The sequence below is a fragment of the Microbulbifer flavimaris genome (genome assembly GCF_001641755.2).
Taxonomy (GTDB): Bacteria; Pseudomonadota; Gammaproteobacteria; order Pseudomonadales; family Cellvibrionaceae; genus Microbulbifer; species Microbulbifer flavimaris.
The window spans coordinates 1,010,687-1,033,286 of record NZ_LRFG02000001.1 but is presented as its reverse complement, the minus strand read 5'-3'; the positions used below and the strand labels follow the sequence as shown (position 1 = coordinate 1,033,286).

The 22,600-nt window shown below is 59.9% G+C and carries 15 protein-coding genes; 4 read left to right on the top strand and 11 right to left on the bottom strand.

The window, feature by feature from the left end:
- Nucleotides 1–89 precede the first annotated feature (89 nt).
- A complete protein-coding gene (locus AWR36_RS04545) occupies nucleotides 90–779 on the top strand; it encodes a glycosyltransferase family 32 protein (protein ID WP_067081545.1) in 690 nt (229 codons plus the stop codon).
- A gap of 370 nt (nucleotides 780–1,149) precedes the next feature.
- Here the strand turns inward: AWR36_RS04545 and AWR36_RS04540 are convergent, their stop codons facing one another.
- The 8 genes from AWR36_RS04540 to AWR36_RS04505 all read right to left on the bottom strand — a co-directional run bounded on the left by AWR36_RS04540 (nucleotide 1,150) and on the right by AWR36_RS04505 (nucleotide 10,374).
- Entirely contained in the window at nucleotides 1,150–2,103 is a 954-nt protein-coding gene (locus tag AWR36_RS04540; protein ID WP_141398467.1) for a hypothetical protein, read from the bottom strand.
- Between the two features lie 7 nt (nucleotides 2,104–2,110).
- On the bottom strand, nucleotides 2,111–2,899 hold the full coding sequence (locus AWR36_RS04535; protein WP_141398466.1) for a glycosyltransferase: 789 nt from the start codon (nucleotides 2,897–2,899) through the stop codon (nucleotides 2,111–2,113).
- Nucleotides 2,900–3,158: 259 nt separating this feature from the next.
- Nucleotides 3,159–4,859 (bottom strand): BatD family protein, encoded by a 1,701-nt coding sequence (locus AWR36_RS04530; RefSeq protein ID WP_067081537.1) that lies wholly within the window; start codon nucleotides 4,857–4,859, stop codon nucleotides 3,159–3,161.
- Between the two features lie 14 nt (nucleotides 4,860–4,873).
- Nucleotides 4,874–6,727, bottom strand: a complete 1,854-nt coding sequence (locus AWR36_RS04525) for a VWA domain-containing protein (protein WP_067081532.1) — start codon at nucleotides 6,725–6,727, stop codon at nucleotides 4,874–4,876.
- Nucleotides 6,724–7,776, bottom strand: coding sequence for a vWA domain-containing protein (locus AWR36_RS04520; RefSeq protein WP_067081529.1), 1,053 nt, complete (start codon nucleotides 7,774–7,776; stop codon nucleotides 6,724–6,726). The genes AWR36_RS04525 and AWR36_RS04520 overlap by 4 nt, the downstream gene beginning before the upstream one ends.
- Complete coding sequence (locus tag AWR36_RS04515; RefSeq protein WP_141398465.1) at nucleotides 7,769–8,344, bottom strand: DUF4381 domain-containing protein; 576 nt, start codon at nucleotides 8,342–8,344, stop codon at nucleotides 7,769–7,771. Before AWR36_RS04515 ends, AWR36_RS04520 begins: the two co-directional genes overlap by 8 nt.
- Nucleotides 8,341–9,330 carry a DUF58 domain-containing protein gene (locus AWR36_RS04510; RefSeq protein ID WP_067081523.1) on the bottom strand — a complete coding sequence of 330 codons (990 nt, stop codon included), beginning with the start codon at nucleotides 9,328–9,330 and terminating at the stop codon, nucleotides 8,341–8,343. Before AWR36_RS04510 ends, AWR36_RS04515 begins: the two co-directional genes overlap by 4 nt.
- Nucleotides 9,331–9,402: 72 nt before the next feature.
- The gene (locus AWR36_RS04505) at nucleotides 9,403–10,374 is read right to left on the bottom strand and encodes an AAA family ATPase (protein ID WP_067081520.1); all 972 of its coding nucleotides are present in this window, start codon (nucleotides 10,372–10,374) and stop codon (nucleotides 9,403–9,405) included.
- A 286-nt stretch (nucleotides 10,375–10,660) separates the two neighbouring features.
- Between AWR36_RS04505 and AWR36_RS04500 the strand changes: the two genes are divergently transcribed.
- Both AWR36_RS04500 and AWR36_RS04495 read left to right on the top strand, forming a co-directional pair.
- Nucleotides 10,661–15,547, top strand: a complete 4,887-nt coding sequence (locus tag AWR36_RS04500; RefSeq protein ID WP_369814727.1) for an NAD-glutamate dehydrogenase — start codon at nucleotides 10,661–10,663, stop codon at nucleotides 15,545–15,547.
- Between the two features lie 55 nt (nucleotides 15,548–15,602).
- Nucleotides 15,603–16,640: a quinone-dependent dihydroorotate dehydrogenase gene (locus AWR36_RS04495; protein WP_067081514.1), complete on the top strand. Its 1,038-nt coding sequence runs from the start codon at nucleotides 15,603–15,605 to the stop codon at nucleotides 16,638–16,640.
- A 190-nt stretch (nucleotides 16,641–16,830) separates the two neighbouring features.
- On the opposite strand, the gene rmf is transcribed toward AWR36_RS04495, so the two are convergent.
- The gene (rmf, locus tag AWR36_RS04490) at nucleotides 16,831–17,082 is read right to left on the bottom strand and encodes a ribosome modulation factor (RefSeq protein WP_082679377.1); all 252 of its coding nucleotides are present in this window, start codon (nucleotides 17,080–17,082) and stop codon (nucleotides 16,831–16,833) included.
- 378 nt (nucleotides 17,083–17,460) lie between these two features.
- Here rmf and rlmKL point away from each other — a divergent pair, with 378 nt between their 5' ends.
- Nucleotides 17,461–19,665, top strand: coding sequence for a bifunctional 23S rRNA (guanine(2069)-N(7))-methyltransferase RlmK/23S rRNA (guanine(2445)-N(2))-methyltransferase RlmL (rlmKL, locus tag AWR36_RS04485; RefSeq protein WP_067081512.1), 2,205 nt, complete (start codon nucleotides 17,461–17,463; stop codon nucleotides 19,663–19,665).
- Nucleotides 19,666–19,689: 24 nt separating this feature from the next.
- Here rlmKL and AWR36_RS04480 read toward each other — a convergent pair whose 3' ends face one another.
- Nucleotides 19,690–20,082 carry a hypothetical protein gene (locus AWR36_RS04480; protein ID WP_067081509.1) on the bottom strand — a complete coding sequence of 131 codons (393 nt, stop codon included), beginning with the start codon at nucleotides 20,080–20,082 and terminating at the stop codon, nucleotides 19,690–19,692.
- A 59-nt stretch (nucleotides 20,083–20,141) separates the two neighbouring features.
- The gene (locus tag AWR36_RS04475; protein WP_067081507.1) at nucleotides 20,142–22,592 is read right to left on the bottom strand and encodes a bifunctional serine/threonine-protein kinase/formylglycine-generating enzyme family protein; all 2,451 of its coding nucleotides are present in this window, start codon (nucleotides 22,590–22,592) and stop codon (nucleotides 20,142–20,144) included.
- Nucleotides 22,593–22,600: the final 8 nt, after the last annotated feature.

Here is a 22,600-nt window from a genome sequence, read left to right as displayed (position 1 = left end):
CTCTAATTTTTGTACAGGAATGCCACAGGTTCGAGTGGAATTCTGTGGAATAGGCCCCTGTGAAGCGGCCATACTCACGGTTGTTAGTGATGAATGTAATAGTTTTTCAGCATGATTTGCGTCGTATAGTCGGCTTCTTCAAGCGGAAGATCGATTCATATGAAGAGTTTTATGAGGAGAAGGATGATTTAAACTTCCTGGGCTTTGATGCAAAAATGGCTGCCAGGTTCATCAAGCATGAATATGGAGATGCCTGGTCCCGCGTATATGACAATTGCATTCCCTGGGCCATGAAGTCTGATATTTTTCGTGTGCTTGCCGTGTATTCCCTGGGAGGCTGCTATGTCGATTCCAAATTTGGCTTGAAGGGGGTTCCCCCGTTTATCAAGGATGAACCGGAAAGATTTCATATCTGCGAATGGCATGATGGCCATATCGTCAATGGGGTTTTCTATGCTCCAAAAGGTCATCCTGTTCTTGGTAAACTTGTTGACAGGATATACGCCAATCTGACCGATCCAGACAGGCCCAATAATGTCTTTAAGGTAACTGGACCCGGCGTATGGCGTTCATTGCTATGTGATTCCCTTTCCGGGGATGAGGGTGCATACAAAATAAAGAAAGAATTTGGTTCGCAGGTGTCTGTATTTACAAAGCGGGCTTTTTTCAGGCGGAAGGGGATGCATCTTGGCTTGCCAAACACCCGGGGCACCAGTCAGCACTGGTCTAAGTTTCAGAAAGAGAACTCAATTTATCGTGACGTTGCCTGGAATAAGTAGCGCGTATTGTCCCTATTGACTTGGCTTGATGCTGAGGTGTGGGGGGCAAGAGGTCCCGGAGGTTGTGCATTTCAAATAACAATCAATCCTTTTCTTCAATACGTAGACTGCGTCCACCATCGGTAAAGGGGCATTTCCAGCACACCTGCTTGACTAGTTTTTGGCGCGGGTTTCAAGTCGACTAGTGTCCATGACCAGTTCTGGGGGATCCTCCTTGCGCTCTTGGTAGTTTGTCCTTAGTTGGCTGTGCGGGGGCGCCCGCTCCTAGTCAACCAACCTTAATTTGAAGTCTTATTTGTCAGCTGTCCCGTTCTTGATGTTTGGCCCGATGGGGTCCGATGCTCGCATACTTTTCGAGGGGTGAGAGCCTTCAATTCCCGGAAAGAATCTCGTCTAATCTCTTTCTCATTGCGGCAATCTCATTTGCGCTGATCTCGCGTTGCTCATTTGTCGGTTCGCTCTCATAGTCGAAAAGAGCTTCTTTGCCGAAGTATGTCCTGGCCACTATGCGGTCACGTCTGGCGTTATGTTTGATTAAGCTGCTCGCCAGTTCTGGTGTAGCCGTTAATTTGGGCGCGGGAAAGAGCTGATTGAGCTTTGGCAGTGCCCGATAAAGGCCCTTGCCTGAATAGCGGGCAACCTCCCCAGTCTCATTGATATGCCTTTTAAATTGGACAACCTTTTCATTCAGGGAGGGGTTCGCGTCGCCTGGGGGCAGCTGATCGGGTGATACCTTTTCCTCTTGGATGTCCAGTGCGTGCCTTATGAAGTCCAGCACAATGTTTTCACGGAACAGCAGGGGTTTGTCGTAGATCCTGAGGTTGACCCGCCCGGGGAATGCTCTTTCCCACCGCTTGACGAACTTCAGGTAGTCAGTCCGCTTGTAGAGTTCCTCATAAAAGTCCTGAAGTGTGCCGGAGTAACCCGTCGCGTGGACCTTCTGCGTGTAAGCCGAAGGCAAGTACGAAAGGTGATTGCGTAAGTAGACAATAACCTTGCATTTTTTTGGGCGGAGGTAGTGCCTGACAATCCACGGTGGGCATTGCTGGAAGGCTTCGGAAGATAGTATCGGTTTAAGTCCGGAACTTGCCCCGATTTCTTCCAGCAACCTTGATGTGAGATCACGCGCTTCTCGAGCATTCATTATGCCGAATTTGCGTTTGGGCATGGATTCAGCGATATGGTGATGTCCGTATCCACGAACACCTGTTTTGGGGTACGTATATCCGTATTGGGCCAGCCAGTCGCGATTGGCTGCCAAGAAGCGTTGAATTGCAGTTGTCCCGGTTTTGTGCCTTCCAATATGTAAAATCAGCTCGGTCATCTTGTAGTCAACCCGATGATCGTGCGAGCGTAAAGCGGAGTGCGCTTGTGATGTGCCAGACGAGCTGTCTTGAGAACAATTTTCGGCTATCCCGGGCGGCAAGGTGGGTGGCGCAGATGGATGGCAGGTAGTATGTGCCGATGCCCTGTTGGCTGGCTCTTCGGCATATATCTGCGTCTTCATAGTACATGAAGTATCTCTCATCAAAGCCGTCGACTGCTCTGTAGGCGTTGATAGAGAAACCGAGGAAAGCGCCGGCAGCCCAGTCAACTTTTTGGGTGCTTTGTATTTCTGCTTTTCTTGCGCAGGATCTTTCACTTTTAAGCGCGAACCTCAGAATACAGTCAACAAGGCTGGGGTAGCTCCGGATATTGTCTTCAGGGACATTGTCATGGCTAACCAGATTGGGAGCGGCAATCTGAAGCCCTTCCTGCTCCATCTTTCTGGCCATCGCCTCTATATCACGGCCACTAGTGCGAATATCCGGGTTGATGGTAAAGAAAAAGTCTTGATCGCTCATGCCGAACTTCGACTCGAGATGTCGGAAAGCTTTGTTGTTATTTGCTCCGAAGCCCAAAGGCTCGCTGTTCTCGAGATAGAAAATGCCAGACTCCTGGCAGTACTGGCGTAATTGCAGGCTGGGCAGGTTTGAGAGCACCAGCGGTATAACGTTTGAGGTCTCTGCTATCCATGAACCTGGTTGCAATGTCTCGATAATATGCTTTTCGTGGCCATGGGACACAACGGAAACATAGATCCGGCGCTGGAAGTCATCATAATCGGGTGTAGCGGGCATCAGGCGTATCAAATCTACTTATGGTTGGCGTCGCTCGACAGGCGAGGGCGTGGCGATATTTTGTTGAGACCGGCGAGTCACAGGCAGGGCCCATTGCCCGGCAGCTGCAGACGGCATACGTTTTCAGTATACCTTCGCTGATCATTCATCGCTTGGCAGCGTTGAGTGATTTTACCCAGTTGATGCTTGCTAAGAAAGCGGGTAGACGCCCGCTTTGCTGGCTGACAACGACGAGTGCTGTCAGTTGGCCTGAGGCCCGTTACCCAAATAGTTGAGGAAGTGGTGTCCCACTGTCTGGTACTGGTGCTGAGCGCTCACACTTGATTAACCGGGACGCTAGTATTTTTACCTGCTGTGGGTTCAGCGGGCGTGGTGGTTGTGCGTAAAGCGCGGCATTGAGTAAAAGGTGTAGCTTGTCGAGTTCTTCCAGACCAAGTTCGATTCTGGTTTCATCAAGAGTCTTGCCTGCAACGTCGGGCCAGCGTGCCTTTAGCCATTGCTGTAGTGCTTGATGTAGCCGTCCGGCATCACCACTCTCGGCTGCTTGTAGCAAGCTTTTAGCCTGATACCGGGCATCGGGGGCAGGTTTCTTGCGTTTTCCGGCCTCAGAGCTTGCCACGTGCGACCGGATCCACCAGAAGTAGAAAATCCACAAAAGGTGTGAAGCCACCGCGGCAATCGCCAGATTTCGCCAGAAGTTGCTTTCAGGCATTTCTGTCCGAGATTGTGGCAAGAGGTCAGCGGCACTCCCGGGCGGCGCCGTGTTGGTGGCGGCCGCACTCCCCGTGACGGTAAACCGGAAAGCTGGCAGCTGCGTCGCCCGCTGCCGTCCCGTTTTCGTATCCCACCAGGTAATGGTAATCGGCGGCAGCTGATAGTCACCCGGTTTCGTCGCGACTATTGCAGTCGTCTCGATACGGCTTCCGGTGATGCCATTGGCACTGACCTGATCGTCTTGCTGGGGTTGGTCCGGGTAGGTCTTGAGTCCGTCCACGCTCAGCTGGGGCAGGGGAGGGAGCTGGGCGGCGCGGAGGCCTTCGGCGCGCAGCGTCAGGATGCGGGTTATCGGTTCACCGACGGTGAAGGTGTCTGGGTCCTGGCTCCAGCTCTGCACGATGCCGAGGCTGGCGGCGGGGAGCCAGTGGGTGCCGCTGTAGGTGTCGGGCTTGGGTTTAACCTCGATGGTTTGCGGTTCGGAGCGCAGGCGCAGGCGCTGGGTGTTACGGTTGAACAGGGAGAAGGGGTCGCGGCGGCCGGCGACGGCGACGTAGTTCAGGGCCGGAATGGTCAGCTGGCCGGAGCTCTCCGGGAAGATGGCATAGGTGAGTTCGTACACCGCGTGGCCGACGCCGTTGATACGGCGCTCGTAGCGCTGCTCGTCCACTTTTTCCACATGGGCACCGGGCACCTGCAGTGCCTCAGTAGCAATGTCGTGCAGGCCGATGGTGGTATACAGGCGTACTTTGACCAGAAGCTGTTCCTGTACGAACAGCTCTTCCTTGTCTAAATCCACTTCAAGAAATGCCTGGCGGTTCGCTGTATCCGGCCGGCTGCCGGCCTCGGCGACGGCAATGGGAATCGCGTCGGAGACTTCACCGTGGTAGTGAAGGGAGGGAATAAACAGCCTGCCCTCCCGCTTGGGTGCCAGCACCAGCATCCACTCGACGAAGCTCTCGGCGCGACCATTGATGACCCGATATTGGTTAGACTGCTGGCGCGAGAGGATGTCGAAGTCCTGTTCCAGCAGTTCGAAGTCCGGCTGACCACCGCTTTCAGTGCCGGAATAGCGCAGGCGCAGGTTGAGGGTTTCGTCGATACCGATCTCATTGCGATCGACGGTGGCGCTGAGCAGGTCAGATGCCTGTGTCACTGCCGGAAGTAGCAGAATCAGCAAGCAGAACAGCAGGGCCGGCGCGCAGGTGAAATGGCCAGAAAATAAGTGCGCGAGTTTTCGGTTCATTAGCGTCTCAGTCACTACCATCGCTGGGTGGCTCCATTCTCCGGCGGCTCCCACTCGCCAGTTCGATAGGCACGGCGGCGCTGCAGGCTCTCGTACTTGAATTTTTCCCGCATCAATCCGGCGGGGTCGTCAGGAATCTGCCGCAGCCATTGGTCCAGGGCCTGCTGGGTTTCCGGGTCCAGCTCGCTCTCCCGCGCGCCGGCCTTTTGCTCGCCGTTTTGCTCCTGCTCCTCGCCGTCCTCGGGGCTGCCGGACTGTTTGCCATCCTCGGCTTCGTCCTGTTGCTGCTCGCCGGATTGCGCCTGCTCGTCCCCGGAGCCTTCCGGTTGTCCCTGCTGGTTCTGCTGGGAGCCCTGGTTCTGCTGGTCTTGTTGTCCAGACTGGCTTTGCTGTTGCTGCTGGCCGTTCTGGGACTGCTGTTGATCCTGTTGGCCTTGCTGCTCCTGCTGTTGCTGCTGGTCTTGCCCCTGGCCCTGCTGAGATTGCTGCTGTTGTTGTTTCTGCAGGTCCCGCAGCTGCTTGGCGATTTCCCGGTTGTGCTGGGCATCGGTCAATTGCGGCCGCTTGTCCAGCGCGGCGTCAAAGGCTTCGATGGCTTCATCGTAGCGGCCCTGCCGGGTGAGTGCGTTGCCCAGATTGTACAGGCTGTCTGCGCTTTCCCCCTGTGCGAATTCCTTCTGTGCGGCGGGGAAGTTGCCGGCGCGGTACTGGGCGGTGCCCTTCCATTGCGGGTCCCGGAACTTTTCCGCGGCCTGGTCCGCCTTGCCCTGTTCCAGCAGCCGCTTTGCCTGTTGGTCTTCCCGTAACCAGAGATCCTGAAGCTCAACAGCATGGGCTGGTTTCGGCAGTGCCAATGCAAATGAGAGAGGCAGGGCACAGGCCAGGGCGCCGCGGCGGAACAGCAGGGCGGCCAAGGGGAGCAACAGGAGGAGAAGCCATGGCCCTTCCTCTCGCCACTGGTCGAATTCCCGCTCGGTCAGGCGGGCCTGATCTGGCGTCTCCTTCTCGGGGAGTAGTTTGGTGATATCCCGGTCGTCCACCGAGATCTGGGCGAAGTTTCCTCCGCTGCCCCTCGCCAGCTTCTGCAGCTGATTGGGATCGAATCCGGCAATCACGATGGCGCCATTACTGTCCGTGACAAAGCCGCCACCGTCGCCGCGGGGGATGGGGCTGCCTTCACCGCTGCCGACGGCCAGCACCGACAGTTTTACGGCTTCACCGGCGACCATGCCTGCCACGGTCGGAATGGCTTCGTCGGCAATACCGTCCGTCACCACCAGCAAGCGACCGCGGCCATTGGCCCCGTCTTCAAGCAGTCGCAAACCGGTTTCCACCGCCATTTCTATATTGCTGCCGGGCACCGGCATGATTTTAGGGGACAGGGCTGGGACCAGGTTGGCGATCGTTGCGGTATCTTCGGTCAGGGGAGTGACCACATGCGCCTCCCCGCCATAGGCCACCAGCGCGGTAAGACCGTCTTCGCGCTGGCGCAGGATATCAAGGATCTTGAGCCGCGCCCGGGTCAGCCGGTCGGGAGTCAGATCTGTGGCCATCATCGAGGGGGACAGGTCCAGCATAACCACGAGGGCATCCTGGCTGCTGAAGACCGGTGTGGGCAGCTTGCGCCAGGTGGGGCCCGCCAGCGCGATGATCATCAGGGCCAGCAAGGCGAAGATGAGGCTGAACAGCCACGGCCGTTTTTCCCCGCCACGTAACAGCAGATGTGGAAGCAGGTCGGGGTCAATCACCTTCTGCAGCTGGCTGCTATTGATGACCGTGCGGGCGAGAGCAAAGCAGAGCAGTGCCGCTGGTATCAACAGCCACAAAAGGTGGGGGCGCAGGAAATGAAATTGGGCAAGCTCGTTCACGCGTTGCCCTCCCGTGCTCCACTTGGGCCCGGTTCGGGCACGCCATTGCCGGACCTCCCAAGGCGCAGGTTCAGCAGCAGGGGAATCGTAGCCCACAGCAGCGCAAATATCAGGGCGGCAGCCAGGGGCCAGACATACAGCGACTTCAGCGGACGATAGCTGGCCGCTTCCTGCTCCACCGGTTCGAGCCGGTCCAGCTCCTCATAGATCTGGGCGAGTTCTTCAGGATTGTGGGCACGGAAAAATCGGCCGTCGGTTTTGTCGGCGATGGCCTGCAGTGTGTCACTGTCGAGATCCCGGGAGGGGTTGATGCGGCGCGCGCCGAAGCGGCTGCCCAGCAGGCCGGGTTGCACCATTTCCTCTGCGCCGATACCCACGGTGTAGACGGTTACGCCTGCCTGCTGGGCGAGTTCAGCCGCCTTGAGTGGGGCAACTTCCCCTGCGGTGTTGGCGCCATCGGTAAGCAGGATCAGGACCCGTTGCTCCGCCGGGCGCTCCATCAGGCGCTTGACCGACAGGCCGATGGCATCGCCAATCGCGGTTCCCTGACCGGCGAAGCCGATCTGCGCTTCACGCAGCAGTGTGCCGACAGTTTCCCGGTCATATGTCAGTGGCGCCTGCAGATAGGCGCGGGTGCCAAAAAGCACCAGCCCCAATCGGTCTCCCTCGCGCCTCTCGACAAAATCGCCCACTACATTTTTGACTGCATCGATACGCATGGCCGGCCGGCCATTCAGCAGCATGTCCGGCGTTTCCATGCTGCCGGAAATGTCTACGGCCAGCAGCAGGTCCCGGGCGCTACTGGTCTGGGTGATGGGTTCGCCATACCACTGCGGGCGGGCGGCCGCGGTCAATAACAGCAGCCAGAGAATGCTCAGCAGAAAGAGATTGAACGGGTTGTGTGGAGCGCCGCCACCGCGCTGGGCGAGGCTTCCGTAAAAGGGCACCTTCAGGGCGCTGGACAGCGGCTTGGTGCGCGGCAGGAAGAGGCGGGCCAGCAATGGCAAAGGCAATAGGGCAAAAACCCAGGGCCAGGCGAACTCAAACACGGCTTGCCTCCCCGTCGACTTCCCCTTCCATCTCTGGGGCAGGAGGCGGCCAGCGATCGCGTCGATGTTTGCGGCTCCACTGAATGCCGAAGTCACGTAGCGCGCTGTTTCCCTGCTCATCCCAGCGATCCGTCCGGTAGATCTGTTCGAGCAGAACCGTTTCGGCTTGGGTAGGGCAGTCGACATCCGCGGTGCTGCGTAAAAAATCCAGCCATTCCCGGCCAGTCAAATTACCGCAGTTTGGACGGCCAAAGGTGGTTACCGCCACTCGCTTGAGAATCTCGTTAATCTCCTGGGCAGCATTCGGTTCACGAATATCGATTTCGCGCAGCAGGCGCTCTGCCTCCTTGCGGTAGCGGTTGCGACTCCAGCGTTGCTTGCGTTGGCGCAGCCAGCGGAAAAGGAAATAGAGGGCGGCGATCAACAATGCGGCCAGCAGCCACCAGCCCGGGGCCGGGGGCCACCAACTGATGGCCTCTGGCGGGTGGATATCGCGCAGCTCGTCCAGCAGTGCCTGCTCAACCGGAGACACCTGTGGAGGCTGTTGCTGCATCAAAGCTGTTCTCACGCGCTCACACCTCTGCTTGGACGCGCAACGGGCATGCTCATCCTTTGCTGGCGGCTTCCGTAAACAGACAGCAATGCGGGAGCCAGCGGTTGAGTATTGTCGAAGTCCATCAAAGGAATGCGGAGCCGGCGGCAGAGCCGCTCAACCTCGGTGCGGGCCTCGGTCTGAAGTTGAGCAAACTGAGTACGCAGGGCGCGGTTGGTGGCGTTCAGGAAGGTGCGCTGGCGACCATCGGAAATGGTCAGCGATTGTTCCGGCAGGTTTTGCTCCAGTGGATCGCTCACCCGGAGTACCTGCAGGTCCGCGTGTCGGGTCAGAAGTGCCAGGGGTTGGGCGCAGTCTTCATCCAGGTCGTGGCAATCGCTGATCAGGAACAGCGCACTGCCCGGCCGGGCCACCCGGCGTGCCTCATCAAGAAGCTGCTTCAGCGGTTGGCTGCCTTCCATCGGCACCGGGTTATCCAGTGTTTCGGCGAGCGCCACCATGCCGTGAATCATCGCCAGCACAGAGTGGTGGCTGCGGCGTGGGCGCACGGTTTCGAGGTCGTGGTCGGAAAAGAGCAGGGCGCCTATTCGATCGCTGTGCTGCAGGCCGGCCCAGCCCAGTGCCGCGGCAATACCGCAGGCGGCGACCGACTTGAATGCGCGGCGGCTGCCAAAAAACATGGGGGAGCGCAGGTCCAGGAGGATGACCACCGGCCGCTCGCGTTCCTCCTGGTACAACTTGGTGTGGGTGGAACCGGTGCGGGCAGTCACGCGCCAGTCAATGGAGCGTACGTCGTCGCCGGGCTGGTAGTCGCGGACTTCCTCGAAGTTCATGCCGCGGCCGCGATAGCGGGTAAGCAGGCCGCCGGCCTGGTCGCTCTTCACCAGCCGGGGGCGAAAAAGCTGCATCTGCCGCGCTACATGGCGCAAGCGCACCAGCGGCTCCACCGTCGGGTAGGCGCCACGGAGTTCCAGCTCTCCCTGATTGGTAAGTTCAGCCATAGTGCTTACCTGTGGGGGTTCCCGCCGCAGTATTCAACATCCTGATTCGTTTCGGGCAGAGGGTCCTGGGCATCAGATCGAAGGTACTTGCTGCAGCAGCCGCTCAATGACCTGGTCGGCGTTCACGCCCGCCGCTTCCGCCTCGAAACTCAGCAGCAGTCGGTGCCGCAGTACATCCGGAGCCACTTCCATCACGTCGTCCGGGGTCACAAAATCCCGGCCCGACAGCCAGGCGTGCGCGCGGGCGCAGCGATCAAGGGCGATGGTGGCCCGCGGGCTGGCACCAAAATCTAGCCACGATGCCAGCTCACTGTCATACTTCGCCGGCTCGCGGGTAGCAATGACAAGTTGGACAATATAGGTCTCTACCGCTTCTACCATTTGCAGTGCGAGCACCTGACCGCGGGCCTGGAAAATCTCCTCGCGGCTCACGGTATCGGAAGGGCGATTTTCGCCAAGACTTGCCTCGGATCTGGCCAGGCGCAGAATTTTTGCTTCCGCGCTGGCGTCGGGGTAGGCAAGATTCACCTGCATGAGGAACCTATCTAATTGGGCCTCTGGCAGCGGATAAGTCCCTTCCTGTTCAATGGGGTTTTGCGTTGCCATCACCAGAAAAAGCTCTGGCAACGGATAGGTTTTTCTGCCGACACTGATCTGTCTTTCCGCCATGGCCTCCAGCAGGGCCGACTGTACCTTGGCGGGAGCCCGGTTGATCTCGTCGGCCAGCACCAGGTTGTGGAACACCGGCCCGGGCTGAAAATGGAACTCTCCGGTTTCCGGCCGGTAGATGTCGGTTCCGGTTATGTCTGCCGGCAACAGGTCTGGCGTAAATTGGACGCGATGGAAATCACCTTCAATAGCATCGCCAAGGGTCTTGATGGCCTTGGTTTTCGCGAGCCCCGGCGCGCCTTCCACCAGCAGGTGGCCGTCCGCCAGCAGGGCAATCAATATACGGTTAACCAGGGTCTCCTGGCCGATGATCTGTTGCCCGAGCCAATCCCCCAGGGAAGTGATGCGGTCCCTGACATTCTGATGTGCTTCCATAATCTCGCTTCTGTTGAGAGTGATCCTGCCTCTGCCCGCCCGGCTGGGTATCTATCATCTTTTATATATAGTCGCCGCCAATCGGGGTGGGTGTGTTGATTTTAGCGGCACTTGTCTTTTAGACAACAACCGCCGACCTCTTGACCGTGGAACCAGCCCTTGGTTCCCGTCTTCCAAGAGGGTTGCGGCGGAGTGAATTTAAAGCCGGCGGGTGAACCGCGGGCGGCTGAGAAACAGGCGCGGCCGGCGTATCCGGGCGCGACATTTGGAACTTGGGAGGTTCTCCGTGAGTATGGCGACGGTTATTACCGACAGCCGGGAAGAATTGATCGAGCAGGTCAGCGCACTGATCCGCAAGCGGCTCGGTGACGAGGCCGGGCCAGTAGAGGCATTTGCGGCGCAGTTCCTGCACCAGTATCCGCTGGAAGACATGGTGGGCCGCCGTCTTGTCGATGTGTACGGCTGCATTTACACCTGGTGGGACTTTATCCAGCAGCGCCCCGGCGGGCGCCCGAAGGTACGGGTGCTGAATCCGCGCCTCGAGGACGACGGCTGGGAGTGTTCCCATACCGTGGTAGCGGTACTGCAGCGGGACATGCCATTCCTGGTGGACTCGGTGCGCATCGAAATCAACCAGCGCGATACGGTGATTCACTCGATCAAAAGCACGGTCATGCAGTTGCGCCGGGACAAGAAAGGCCGGCTGAAGGATCTGCTGCCCCGGTTGCACTCCGGTGAGGAGGCCCAGCCGGGCGCCAGCACCGAGGCGCTGATTTATGTCGAGATCAACCGGGATACGTCAGAAGACAACGCGGTCAACCTTGGGGCGGCACTGCGCGACGTGCTTGGGGATGTGGAGCTGGTGGTCGACGATTACGTGCCAATGCTGGATACCTGCAGCGGCATGGAAGACCAGCTGCACGCCGGTATCGATGCGGAGGACGCCAACCTGCAGGAGGCCTGTGCCTTCATGCAGTGGATGCGCGACGGCAATTTCACCTTCCTCGGCTACCGGGAATACGAGTTCGCGGAGGAGGGTAGCAAGCGTGTACTGCGCGAGGTGGAGGAGCGCCGCCTGGGCATTTTCAAGAAACTGGAGGAGCCGGCGGAGCCGACCCCCGAGGGCGCTTTTAATGAGGGTAAACAGCGCTTTTACCAAGGGCCCAATTACCTCACTTTCGCCAAGTCCTCGGTCAAGTCCCGCGTGCACCGGGCGGCTTATTCCGACTATGTCACCATCAAGCGTTACGACTCCCGGGGCGAGGTCATCGGTGAGTCGGCGTTTATGGGGCTCTATACCTCACCGGTGTATACCGAAAGCCCGGCCAAGATTCCCATCATTCGCCGTAAAATGGCGTCGGTGATCGAGTCCAGTGGTCTGTCGCCGCACAGCCACGACGGCAAGGCGTTGCGCCGCATTCTCGATACCTTCCCCCGGGACGAACTGTTCCAGAGCAGCACCCAGGAACTGTTTCATACGGTGATGGGCGTGCTCAGCATGAACGAGCGGGCCCACATCCGCCTGTTTATCCGTCGCGATCCGTTCGGCAAGTTTGTCACTGCAACGGTGTACGTACCTCGCGAGCAGTTTAACAGTAGCGTGCGCGAAGCGATCTGTGCGCACATTGCCAGGGCAATCAACGCCAGGGAATCCGATTTCACCACTTATTTTTCCGAGTCCATCCTCGCCCGAGTTCACTTCGTGTTCCGCGTTGACCCCAGCGAGCCCTTGGATATCGATGTCGCGCGGCTGGAGGCGCAAATCGTGGATATTACCCGCTCCTGGGAAGATGTATTCCAAAAATCCCTGATCGAAAGTCATGGGGAAGAAGAGGGCACCCGCCTCTTTGATATCTTCGGGCAAGCCTTCCCGGCCGGTTACCGTGAGGACTTCGAGCCGCGGATTGCCGTGCAGGATGTCAATGCCGTACAGGAGCTGTCACCTGAAAACCGTGTGGCGATGAGTTTTTATCAGCCAGTGGGAGCCGAGCCGGGCAGCCTGCGCTTTAAGGTGTTCAACTGGGGCCGTGGCCTGACGCTTTCCGATGTCATCCCGGTGCTGGAGCACCTGGGCCTGCGTGTGATTGGTGAGTTCCCATATACCATTCGCCCCAAGGGCTCCACGGACGTGTGGATGCACGAGTTCCACCTGGAGTTTGGCCTGCCGACCCGTGTGGATGCCCAGGCCTCCCGCGGTATGTTCCAGGATGCCTTTGCCGCCATCTGGAACGGTGTCGCAGAGAGCGATGCCTTCAATCGCCTGGTACTGGCGGCGCGCCTGAACTGGCGCGAGGTCTCCATGCTGCGAGCCTATGCCCGTTACCAGAAGCAGACCAAGTTCAGTGCCAGCCAGCCCTATATCGCAGCGACGCTGGCCAACCACGTGGAAATCACCCGCAACCTGGTGGCGTTGTTCCGGGCCATGTTCGATCCGCGGATCAATACCAGCAGCAAGCAGGACCAGACCCGGATCGAGCGCCTGATCAAGAAGATCCATGATGGCCTCGACGGCGTCGATAACCTGAACGAAGACCAGGTGATTCGCCGTTACCTGGACCTGATCCTGGGCACCCTGCGCACCAACTTCTTCCAGGTGGACGCTGCGGGCGAGCCCAAGGACTACATCTCCATCAAATTCAGCCCGCGGGATATTCCCAATATTCCCGAGCCGCGGCCGGAGTTTGAGATTTTTGTTTATTCACCCCGGGTCGAGGGCGTGCATCTGCGCGGTGGCAAGGTGGCGCGCGGTGGTCTGCGCTGGTCCGATCGCCTAGAGGACTTCCGCACGGAAGTGCTGGGCCTGGTCAAGGCGCAGAATGTAAAGAACGCGGTGATCGTACCCAGCGGCGCCAAGGGTGGCTTCGTGGTGCGTAAGCCGCCGACAGACGGCAGCCGCGACGCCATGCTGGAAGCGGGCATCGCCTGCTACCGCACCTTTATCCGCGGCCTGCTGGACATTACCGACAACCTGAAGGAGGGCGAGGTGATCCCGCCCGAGCTGGTGGTGCGCCGGGATGAGGATGATCCCTACCTGGTGGTGGCGGCGGATAAGGGCACCGCGGCCTTTTCCGACATCGCCAACGGCATTGCTGCCGAATACGACTTCTGGCTCGGTGACGCCTTTGCTTCTGGCGGCAGTCAGGGCTACGACCACAAGAAAATGGGCATTACGGCCCGGGGCGCCTGGGTTTCGGTGCAGCGGCACTTCCGGGAAATGGGCGTCAATGTGCAGGAGGAAGAGTTCTCGGTTGTCGGTATCGGCGACATGGGCGGCGACGTATTCGGCAATGGCATGCTGTTGTCGGAGCATATCTGCCTGAAGGGGGCCTTCAACCACCTGCACATCTTTGTCGATCCCAGTCCGGATGCGGCGGCGAGCTTCAATGAGCGCAAGCGCCTGTTCGAGCTGCCGCGCTCCAGCTGGACCGACTATAACCAGGAGCTGATCTCCAAAGGCGGCGGTATTTTCGAGCGCCGGGCCAAATCGATCCGCATCACGCCGGAAATGAAAGCCGCCTTCGGCATCGAGGCGGATCAGCTGAATCCCAATGAGCTGATCAGCGCCATGTTGCGGGCACCGGTGGACCTGATCTGGAATGGCGGCATCGGTACCTACGTGAAGGCCAGCAGCGAGTCCCACGCGGAGGTGGGGGACAAGTCCAATGACCATCTGCGGGTCAACGGCGCGGAGCTGCGGGCCAAGGTCTTCGGTGAGGGCGGCAACCTCGGCATGACCCAGCGAGGGCGGATCGAATTCGCCCTGCACGGTGGTCACTGTAATACCGACTTTATCGATAACGCCGGTGGCGTGGACTGCTCGGACCACGAGGTGAACATCAAGATTCTGCTCGACAAGGTGGTTGCCAACGGTGATCTGACCGAAAAGCAGCGCAACCAGTTGCTCGAGGAGATGACCGATTCCGTCGCCGAGCTGGTGCTCGACAATAACTACAACCAGACCCAGGCCCTGAGTGTGGCCGAGCATCAGGTTGCCGAGCGCATTGATGAGTACCGCCGCACCATCAACACGCTGGAGGCGGAAGGTCGCCTGCGCCGCTCGCTGGAATTTATTCCGGACAACGAGCAGATCACCGAGCGCCAGAACCGCGGGCAGTACCTGACCCGGCCGGAGCTCTCGGTGCTGATCTCCTATGTGAAGGTGAAGCTGAAAGAGGAGCTGCTGAACGCGGAAATTACCGAGAACCCCCGGGTTCAGGAGGCAGTGGAATCAGCATTCCCGCAGGAACTGGTGGCGCGCTACCAGGAGCTGGTCTACGACCATCCGCTGCGGCGCCAGATCGTGGCGACCCAGGTGGCCAACGAGATGGTCAACAGCATGGGTATCACTTTCTATAACCGCATCAGCGGTGCCACCGGCGCTGACATCAACACCGTCGCGGCGGCCTATATCAGTGCCCGCGAGGTGTACCAGATGCCGGAATTCCAGGACCAGGTGGCGGCACTGGATTACAAGGTACCCGCTGAGCTGCAGATCGAACTGCTCAACAGCATGGTCGGGCGTGTCCGTCGCGCCACCCGCTGGTTTATCCGCAACCGCCGTCTGGGGCTGGACCCGGCGCGGGAGCAGGAGCAGTTCGGGGAGTCGGTGCAGCGGGTGATCAGGGCGCTGCCGGATGTGCTCAGCGGCGAACCACACCGGGAGTGGGAGCGTCGCTATCGCCGCTTGCTGGAAGCTAATGTGCCCGATGAAATGGCACTGCTGGCGGCGTCGCCAACCTACCTGTTCTCCGCGCTGGGGATTTCTGAGTCTGCCCGTGCCAGTGAGCGACCGGTAGAAGAGGTGGCCCGGGTCTACTTTGGTCTGGCGGATCTGCTGGATCTGTCCTGGTTCGGCTTCCAGATCATCGACCTGCCGGTGGAGAGCTTCTGGCAGGCGCAGGCGCGGGAGACCAGCATGGATGACCTGGACAGCCAGCTGGCCAGCCTCGCAGTGAACATGTTGCGCCTCTCTTCCGGCTCAGAACTGGATGCAGATGGCGCAATGGAGCGCTGGAGCGTTATCATGGCGCCCGCTCTGCAGCGCTGGAAAGGCATCCTCACCGAGCTCAAGGCTTCGCCCACCAGTGATTTCGCCATGTTCACCGTGGCGCTGCGGGAGCTGATGTACCTGGCCAACGCCACTGCCGACCTGGAGTCGCTGGCGGAGGCCTGACGGCAATCCCGGCCTCAGGGCAGGGAGCCTGTGCGAGTGAAGACAAAGGACCACCATGTATTCGACCCTGCGAAAAGCCCTGTTTGCGCTCGATCCGGAGCGGGCGCACCACCTGACCATCGACGGCATTGGCGCTGCGGAAAGACTCGGCCTTTTGTCCCTGTTCACAAGGCCCGTCGCGGATGATCCGGTGGAACTGATGGGGCTCACGCTGCCGAACCCGGTGGGTTTGGCCGCGGGGCTGGACAAGAACGCCCAGGCATTCAACGGCCTGGGGGCTATGGGGTTTGGTTTTGTCGAGGTGGGTACCGTGACACCGCGACCGCAACCCGGTAATCCGCAGCCGCGGGTATTTCGTCTCGAAGAGGCCGAGGCCATCATCAACCGGATGGGCTTCAACAACGAGGGTGTGGACTACCTTGTGAGCCGGGTGCGCCGGCGCCGCTACGGCGGTGTGCTGGGGATCAATGTGGGCAAGAATTTCGATACCCCTGCAGAGCGGGCGGCCGACGATTATTGCCTGTGCATGGAGAAGGTTTATCCCTACGCGGATTACATCACCGCCAATGTCTCCTCGCCCAATACCAAGGGACTGCGGGATCTGCAGTTCGGCGACAGCCTCAACCGATTGTTGGGCACGCTCAAGGAAAAGCAGCAGCAGCTGGCCGCGACGAATGATCGCTACGTACCGCTGGCGGTCAAGATTGCGCCGGATATGGATGACGATGCCATTGCCCAGATCGCCGAGGCGCTGCGCAGTTACGAGATTGATGGCGTGATTGCGACCAACACCACCATCGACAAATCCCCGGTGGAGAAGCTGCCCCACGGGAATGAGCAGGGCGGCCTGAGTGGCAAGCCGCTGCGGGAAAAGTCCACCCGTGTAATCCGCCAGTTGGCCAAAGAGCTCAACGGGGCGCTGCCGATCATCGGTGTCGGGGGCATCATGGACGGGGAAAGCGCGGCGGAGAAGGTGCGTGCGGGCGCGACCGCCGTGCAGATCTATACCGGCCTGATTTACCGGGGACCGGAACTGGTGAGAGAGGCCGCGGACGCCATTGCGCTGGCCCGTCGCGAAACGACGCAGGCCTGAGAGTTTACGTTGACACCCGAAGTAAGCCGTACTTAAAGGCTGTGCAGCTCATGCCTCTGGCCCCCGAGAGAGCGCTGGCATGCCTTTGCTGTTAGCCAGCAGGCAGCTTGGGTAAGACGTCGGTAAGACGAGATGTGCCCGGCGGACTGGCCGGGCACTTTCCACTGAGCGGTGTCACAGGCTCCTGCGGCTAGGCGGTTCGCCAGCCGTCCGGGTGGTGGTTCTCAGCGGAAAAATTGCGATAGGTTTCCAGTTTTTGCGCCTTTGCAGACGCTCCAAACCCGTTCCAGTAATCTTCACGCCCTTCGCGCCAGCCATTGACCCACTCTTGATGGAGCGGCCCGTTAATGTAAGGACAAATGTCCTGAGGTTTGTTTTCGGACGCTGCCTGATAACCTTTGCAAAAGGCTCTCTCCAACTGGTTACGTTTTTGGCGTTTCATCGAATTGGCACCTCGCTAAAGCCGGGCCGGCTTTTCTGGTTGTCAGAGCGGAAGAGGGCGACGCTTCTTCCGCCGGGAATATTATTGGGTATCTTCTCTCAGCATAGTGAAGGGTTTTGTCGCCAGAATCGTTGCCCTTACTCATAAGCTTATGGTGGGTCGCTGGCGATCGGAAAATCTGTGCCGGCTGCTTCTGATGGCAGCGCTCTGCCGCTCTCTTGTAGCGACCGACCGTTTCAGTAGAGCAAACCCAGTGGCCGGTGTGAACGACCAGTTTGGTCTGAAACTGTCATTTAATAGAAACAAAGTGTATAGGCCGGCTGCACCGGCCTGGAATCGAATGCCGCGGGCATCGAATCTGTCTTGAGAATTTGCGATATGACCGAAACCCAACATCTGGACTTTACCGCCACCTGCCCGAAGGGGCTTGAGTCACTGCTGGCAAAGGAGCTGAACGAGCTCGGCGCTTCGGTCACCCGCGAGCAGCCTGCCGCGATCCACTTCAGCGGCACCCTGGAAGTGGCCTACAGGGCATGCCTGTGGAGTCGCTTGGCCAATCGCATCCTGCTGCAGTTGTCCCGGGAGAAGATCGCGGATGCGGAGGATCTCTATCGGGCCGTGGCGGCCCAGCCTTGGGAGGCCCATATCAACCCCAATGGCAAGCTGTGGGTGCAGTTTTCCGGCACCAACCGGGAAATCCGCAATAGCCAGTTTGGTGCGCAGAAGGCCAAAGACGCCATCGTGGACAGGCTGCGCCAGCAGTCCGGCAGTCGACCGCTGGTTGAGCGGGACAATCCTGATCTCGCCGTGGTTCTGCGCCTTCACCGCGATCATCTCGACATTTCCATTGACCTCAGCGGTGAGAGTCTGCACCGGCGTGGCTACCGCACGCATATTGGTGCCGCTCCGCTCAAGGAGAACTTGGCCGCGGCCCTGTTGCTGCGTTGTGGCTGGCCGGAGATCGCTGCCCGGGGCGGGGCGCTGCTGGATCCCATGTGCGGCTCGGGCACGATACTGATTGAGGGGGCAATGATGGCCGCGGATTGCGCGCCGGGCCTGCTGCGGGAAAGTTTCGGTTTCGAGCGTTGGCTGAATCACCAGAGCGATATCTGGCTCGGATTGCGGGAAGAGGCGCTGGCTCGTCGCGCTGCCGGCCTGGAGCGCGAGCTTCCGGAAATCCGCGGCTATGATGCCGATGCCAAAGTCCTGTTTGCCGCCGAAGCCAATATCAGTCGTGCCGGCCTGGAGCGGCAGGTGCGGGTGAGTTGCCGTCCGGTGGCCGCCTTCAAGATCCCCAGCCATCGCCCGGTCAAAACCGGCCTGGTGCTGACCAATCCCCCGTACGGTGAGCGCCTGGGTGAACAGGAAGCGCTGCGGGACACCTATGCGGAGCTGGGTCGTCAGCTGAAACAGGAGTTTCCGGGCTGGCTGGTAGGCATCTTTACCGGCAATCCGGAGCTCGGTTTTTCCACCGGCCTGCGTTCACACAAGCAATACCAGCTGTATAACGGCAGCATCCCGAGCCAGCTATTGCTGTTCCAGGTACGTGAGCAGGTTGGAGAAGCGAGCGCGAAGGAATCTCGGCCCCTCTCGGAGGAAGCGCAGATGGTGGCAAACCGCCTGCGCAAGAACATGCGCACGACCGGAAAATGGGCCCGAAAAAACGGCATTGACTGTTACCGCCTTTACGATGCCGACCTGCCGGAATATGCGGCGGCTGTGGATATTTACCGTTCGTTGGAAGGTGCTGTGTATGCGCACCTGCAGGAGTACCGTCCGCCCGCGAAGATCGAGGAAGATAAGGCCCGGGGCAGGCTGCGGGACCTGGTCCGCGCAGTGCGGGAAGTGCTGGAAATCCCGCAGGGAAATATCAGCATCAAGGAGCGTCGCAGGCTGAGCCACAAAGGTGGCGGCAGTAAGCCGAGCCAGTACCAGAAACAGGGCGGAGCACAGGGCGAGCGCAGCTTCTGGGTTAACGAATACGGTGCGGAACTGGAGGTCGACCTCTGGACCTACCTGGATAGCGGTATTTTCCTGGATCACCGTCCGGTGCGGCAGTATGTCCGCAGGCTGGCAGATGGAAAGAAATTTCTCAATCTGTTCTGCTACACGGGCACTGCCACGGTGCAGGCGGCGCTGGGTGGCGCTTCGCAGAGCACCAGTGTTGATATGTCCAAAACGTATCAGGCCTGGGCAGCGCGCAATTTCCGCCGCAACCAGCTCGACCCCTACCGGCATCAATTGGTTGAGGCGGATTGCCTGCAGTGGCTGGCGTCGGCGCAACAAAATCGCCGCGGGCATTATGACCTGATTTTTCTGGACCCGCCGAGCTTCTCGAATTCAGCGAAAATGCGCGGTGTGCTGGATGTCCAGCGGGACCACGCTGACCTGATTCGCCAGTGTATGGCGTTGCTGGCCCCGGGCGGCATCCTGGTTTTCTCCAACAACCTGCGCAGCTTCAAAATGGACGGTGAGGTTCTGGAGGAGTACTCGGTGCAGAACCTGTCTGCCGAGCTATTGGACCGGGATTTCCAGCGCAACCCGAAAATTCACAACGTTTGGCGCATTGAAGCCAGGAGCTGAAATGGCTAAATCGCGTATGTCCCGTCAGGGCCTGGATTGCCGCCCGGGCACGGCGTAGGCGACACCGCGGCATTCCAGATAGCGCTGGCATCCCTCAAAACCACCGGTGGCCGTACCGCAGGCCTCAACGACGACACCGTTGCCCCCGAGGTTGTGGGTGCGCTGTTTGAGCTCTCTTACGAGCATGCGGCGATTGGGTTTGGGTTCGTCCGGTCTTCTCTGGCACTGGGCAGCCTCGACGAAGCCCAGGGTGATGGCGTCGTAGCGCGCGATCTGCACTGGTGTGTATTCCCGCACGGCGGCGGCTTTGATGCGCACTTCTGAGTAGGGGCCCAAATTGCTATTGAATCGAAGACCCTCACAGCCGCCCAGCGCCGCCAGGGCGATTGCTGTGAAGACAGGGGCCCTTGTTTCCATGGGAAATCCTGGTTTTGTTGCAGTCCGCCCCTGAAGTGCACATTTATGCCGGGCTGTCGTCAGTCGAGCTCCATCACCACGCGGAAGCCCACTTCGGTGGAGAGGGTTTTCTGGTCGAGCCCCTTTCGGTATTCGGCGCTTACATTGCTGAGAGGCTCCCGCATGGAGCCGCCTTTGACAACCCGCAGATTGCAGTTGTCGATCACTACAGGTCCACCATCGCGACGGGCGCGGCTGTGGTTCCCTAAGTAGCAGTCCTGCACCCACTCCGCCACATTACCGGCGGTATCGTGCAGGCCGAAACCATTCGCCGGATAGTGCCCAACCGGAGCACTTTTGGTTCTGAAAATGCCCACAAACTCACTGTCACAGCCGCGGCGGCAATTCGCTTTGCCTGCTGCGCTCCCTTCGCCCCACCAGAACGGCTCGGCAACACCACCGCGGGCGGCGTACTCCCACTCTGCCTCGCTGGGAAGGCGGTAGCGTTTGCCGGTTTGCCGTGAGAGCCAGCGCGCGTATGCGCGTGCGTCATCCCAGGCGACATTGATGACCGGGCGATCACCGCGCCCCCAGCCGCTGTCACCGGGCAGTGCGGCGCCAGTCGCCGCGGCGAAACGCTCATATTCATCGAAGGTGATTTCGTGGCTGGAGATCGCGAAAGCTTCTGCAATCACAATCTTCTGCGCCGGACTGGTGCCCCGGTTTTGGTTACTGCCCATGCGGAAGTTGCCCGCTGCGATTACCACCATTTCAGGACCATTGCCCCCGCCAGCCAGGGGGCTGCGCAGGGTTGTGCCCGCGGGGAAGCCCTTATCCAGCGTTACCTGCAAGGTCAGGTCATCTTCGGTGAGCGTGATCCAGCGCCGCTCTGTGAGATAGCCGGGTTTGCTGACTTCCACATCGTACGGGCCGGGGGACAGTGCCATACCATAGCGATAGCGGGGCGCGATGTTCATGATCCGCACGCGCGCATCGCTTGGTTGCGGGTTGATCCTCAGGCGCGGCAGTTCAGGCGTGCTGTCAGCCTTGGGGGCCTCCTCGACTTTGCTGGTGGCCGCTGCTACTGGTTCCGCCTCTGCCGCCGGGGTTTCTTGCGCTGCCACTGCAGCTTCGTCGTCCGGTACCGCGGGCTCCGGGCTCTCCTCTACCTGTGTGTCCACTGTCGCCGCATCAGGGCGTGGTAATGCCAGGGGCGGGCGAACGATCGCGGACTCCGCTTCAGTCTCCTCCGGACCTGATTGAGCCGGGGCTGGCAGCAGCGAAGACACCGGCGCGGTGGGGAGGGTCGGGGTGCTTGAGGTGTCCTGGCGGGAATCCGCCACTGGCGCCGCCGCCACCGGCAGGGGCTGTTCCGCGCCTTGCTGGGGCTTCCAGGGCAGGTAAGGGCCCAGTACGGCATAGGAGAGGGCGCCAACCACCAGGCTGGCCAGGGCGACCGTCCCCGCGAGCCACTGACGGCGCTTGCGCTGCGGAGCCTGCTGGATCACTTGTTGGATCCGCATGATCGTGTCTTGCTCCGCTCGCGGGTGGCGCTGGTCCAGGGGTTTGTCCCGCAGCCGCGCCCAGGCCGCGGCAAATTTGTCGGCCAGTGTACCCCCGAGCGTCATCACCAGGGCGCGCATCAGGCTGGAGGGGCCCACCGAGGGAATATTCAGTTGGGTGTTCTGGGAGGCGGGCTTGCCCGCGAGCGCGGCGAGGAGATGGTCGATTGCATCCACCACCTCCAGGCCACGCTGGAACCGATCCGCTGGATCCTTGGCCAGCATCTGCTCGACCAGGCCCTGGTACAGGGAGTGCCGCGCCGGAAGCCTGGGAATGGGGTCAGTCAGGTGCTTGATGGCGATCGCTACCGCCTCGTCAGCCTGGAAGGGAACAGTGCTGGTGACCATTTCATAGAACACCACTCCCAGGCTGTAGAGGTCGGCGCGGCCATCGATGGCGGCACCGCGGGCCTGTTCAGGGCTCATGTAATGGGGCGTTCCCACCACCATGCCTGTATTTGTCATCCGCGTGGTGCGGGCGATGGCACGGGCAACGCCAAAATCTGTCAGGACGGCAGAGCCATCCTCACGGAACAGTATGTTCTCGGGCTTCAGGTCCCGGTGGACATAGCCCTTGCCGTGGGCGTGATCCAGTGCCAGGGCGATCTGGCGGGCAATATTGAGGGCCTCTATGGGATCCATGATGCCCCTGGCCAGCTTGTCTGACAGCGAGCCCCCGGGCATATAGTCCATCGCGATGTAATTGAGGCTGCGGTAGCGGCCGATATCGTGGATGGCAACGATGTTGGGGTGGGACAGCTGGCCGACGATATTGGCTTCGCGCTGAAAGCGTTCGCTGAAAACAGGGTCGGCGTTGAGCACCGGGGACATGACCTTCAGGGCCACCTGGCGGCCAACGCTGCGCTGGGTTGCGAGGTATACCGTGGACATCCCACCCTGGTTGATCTTCTTGAGGATGCGATAGCCCGGGATTTCCAGGGATGTAGTGCCGGAGCTGACGACTTCCATCGAATTCG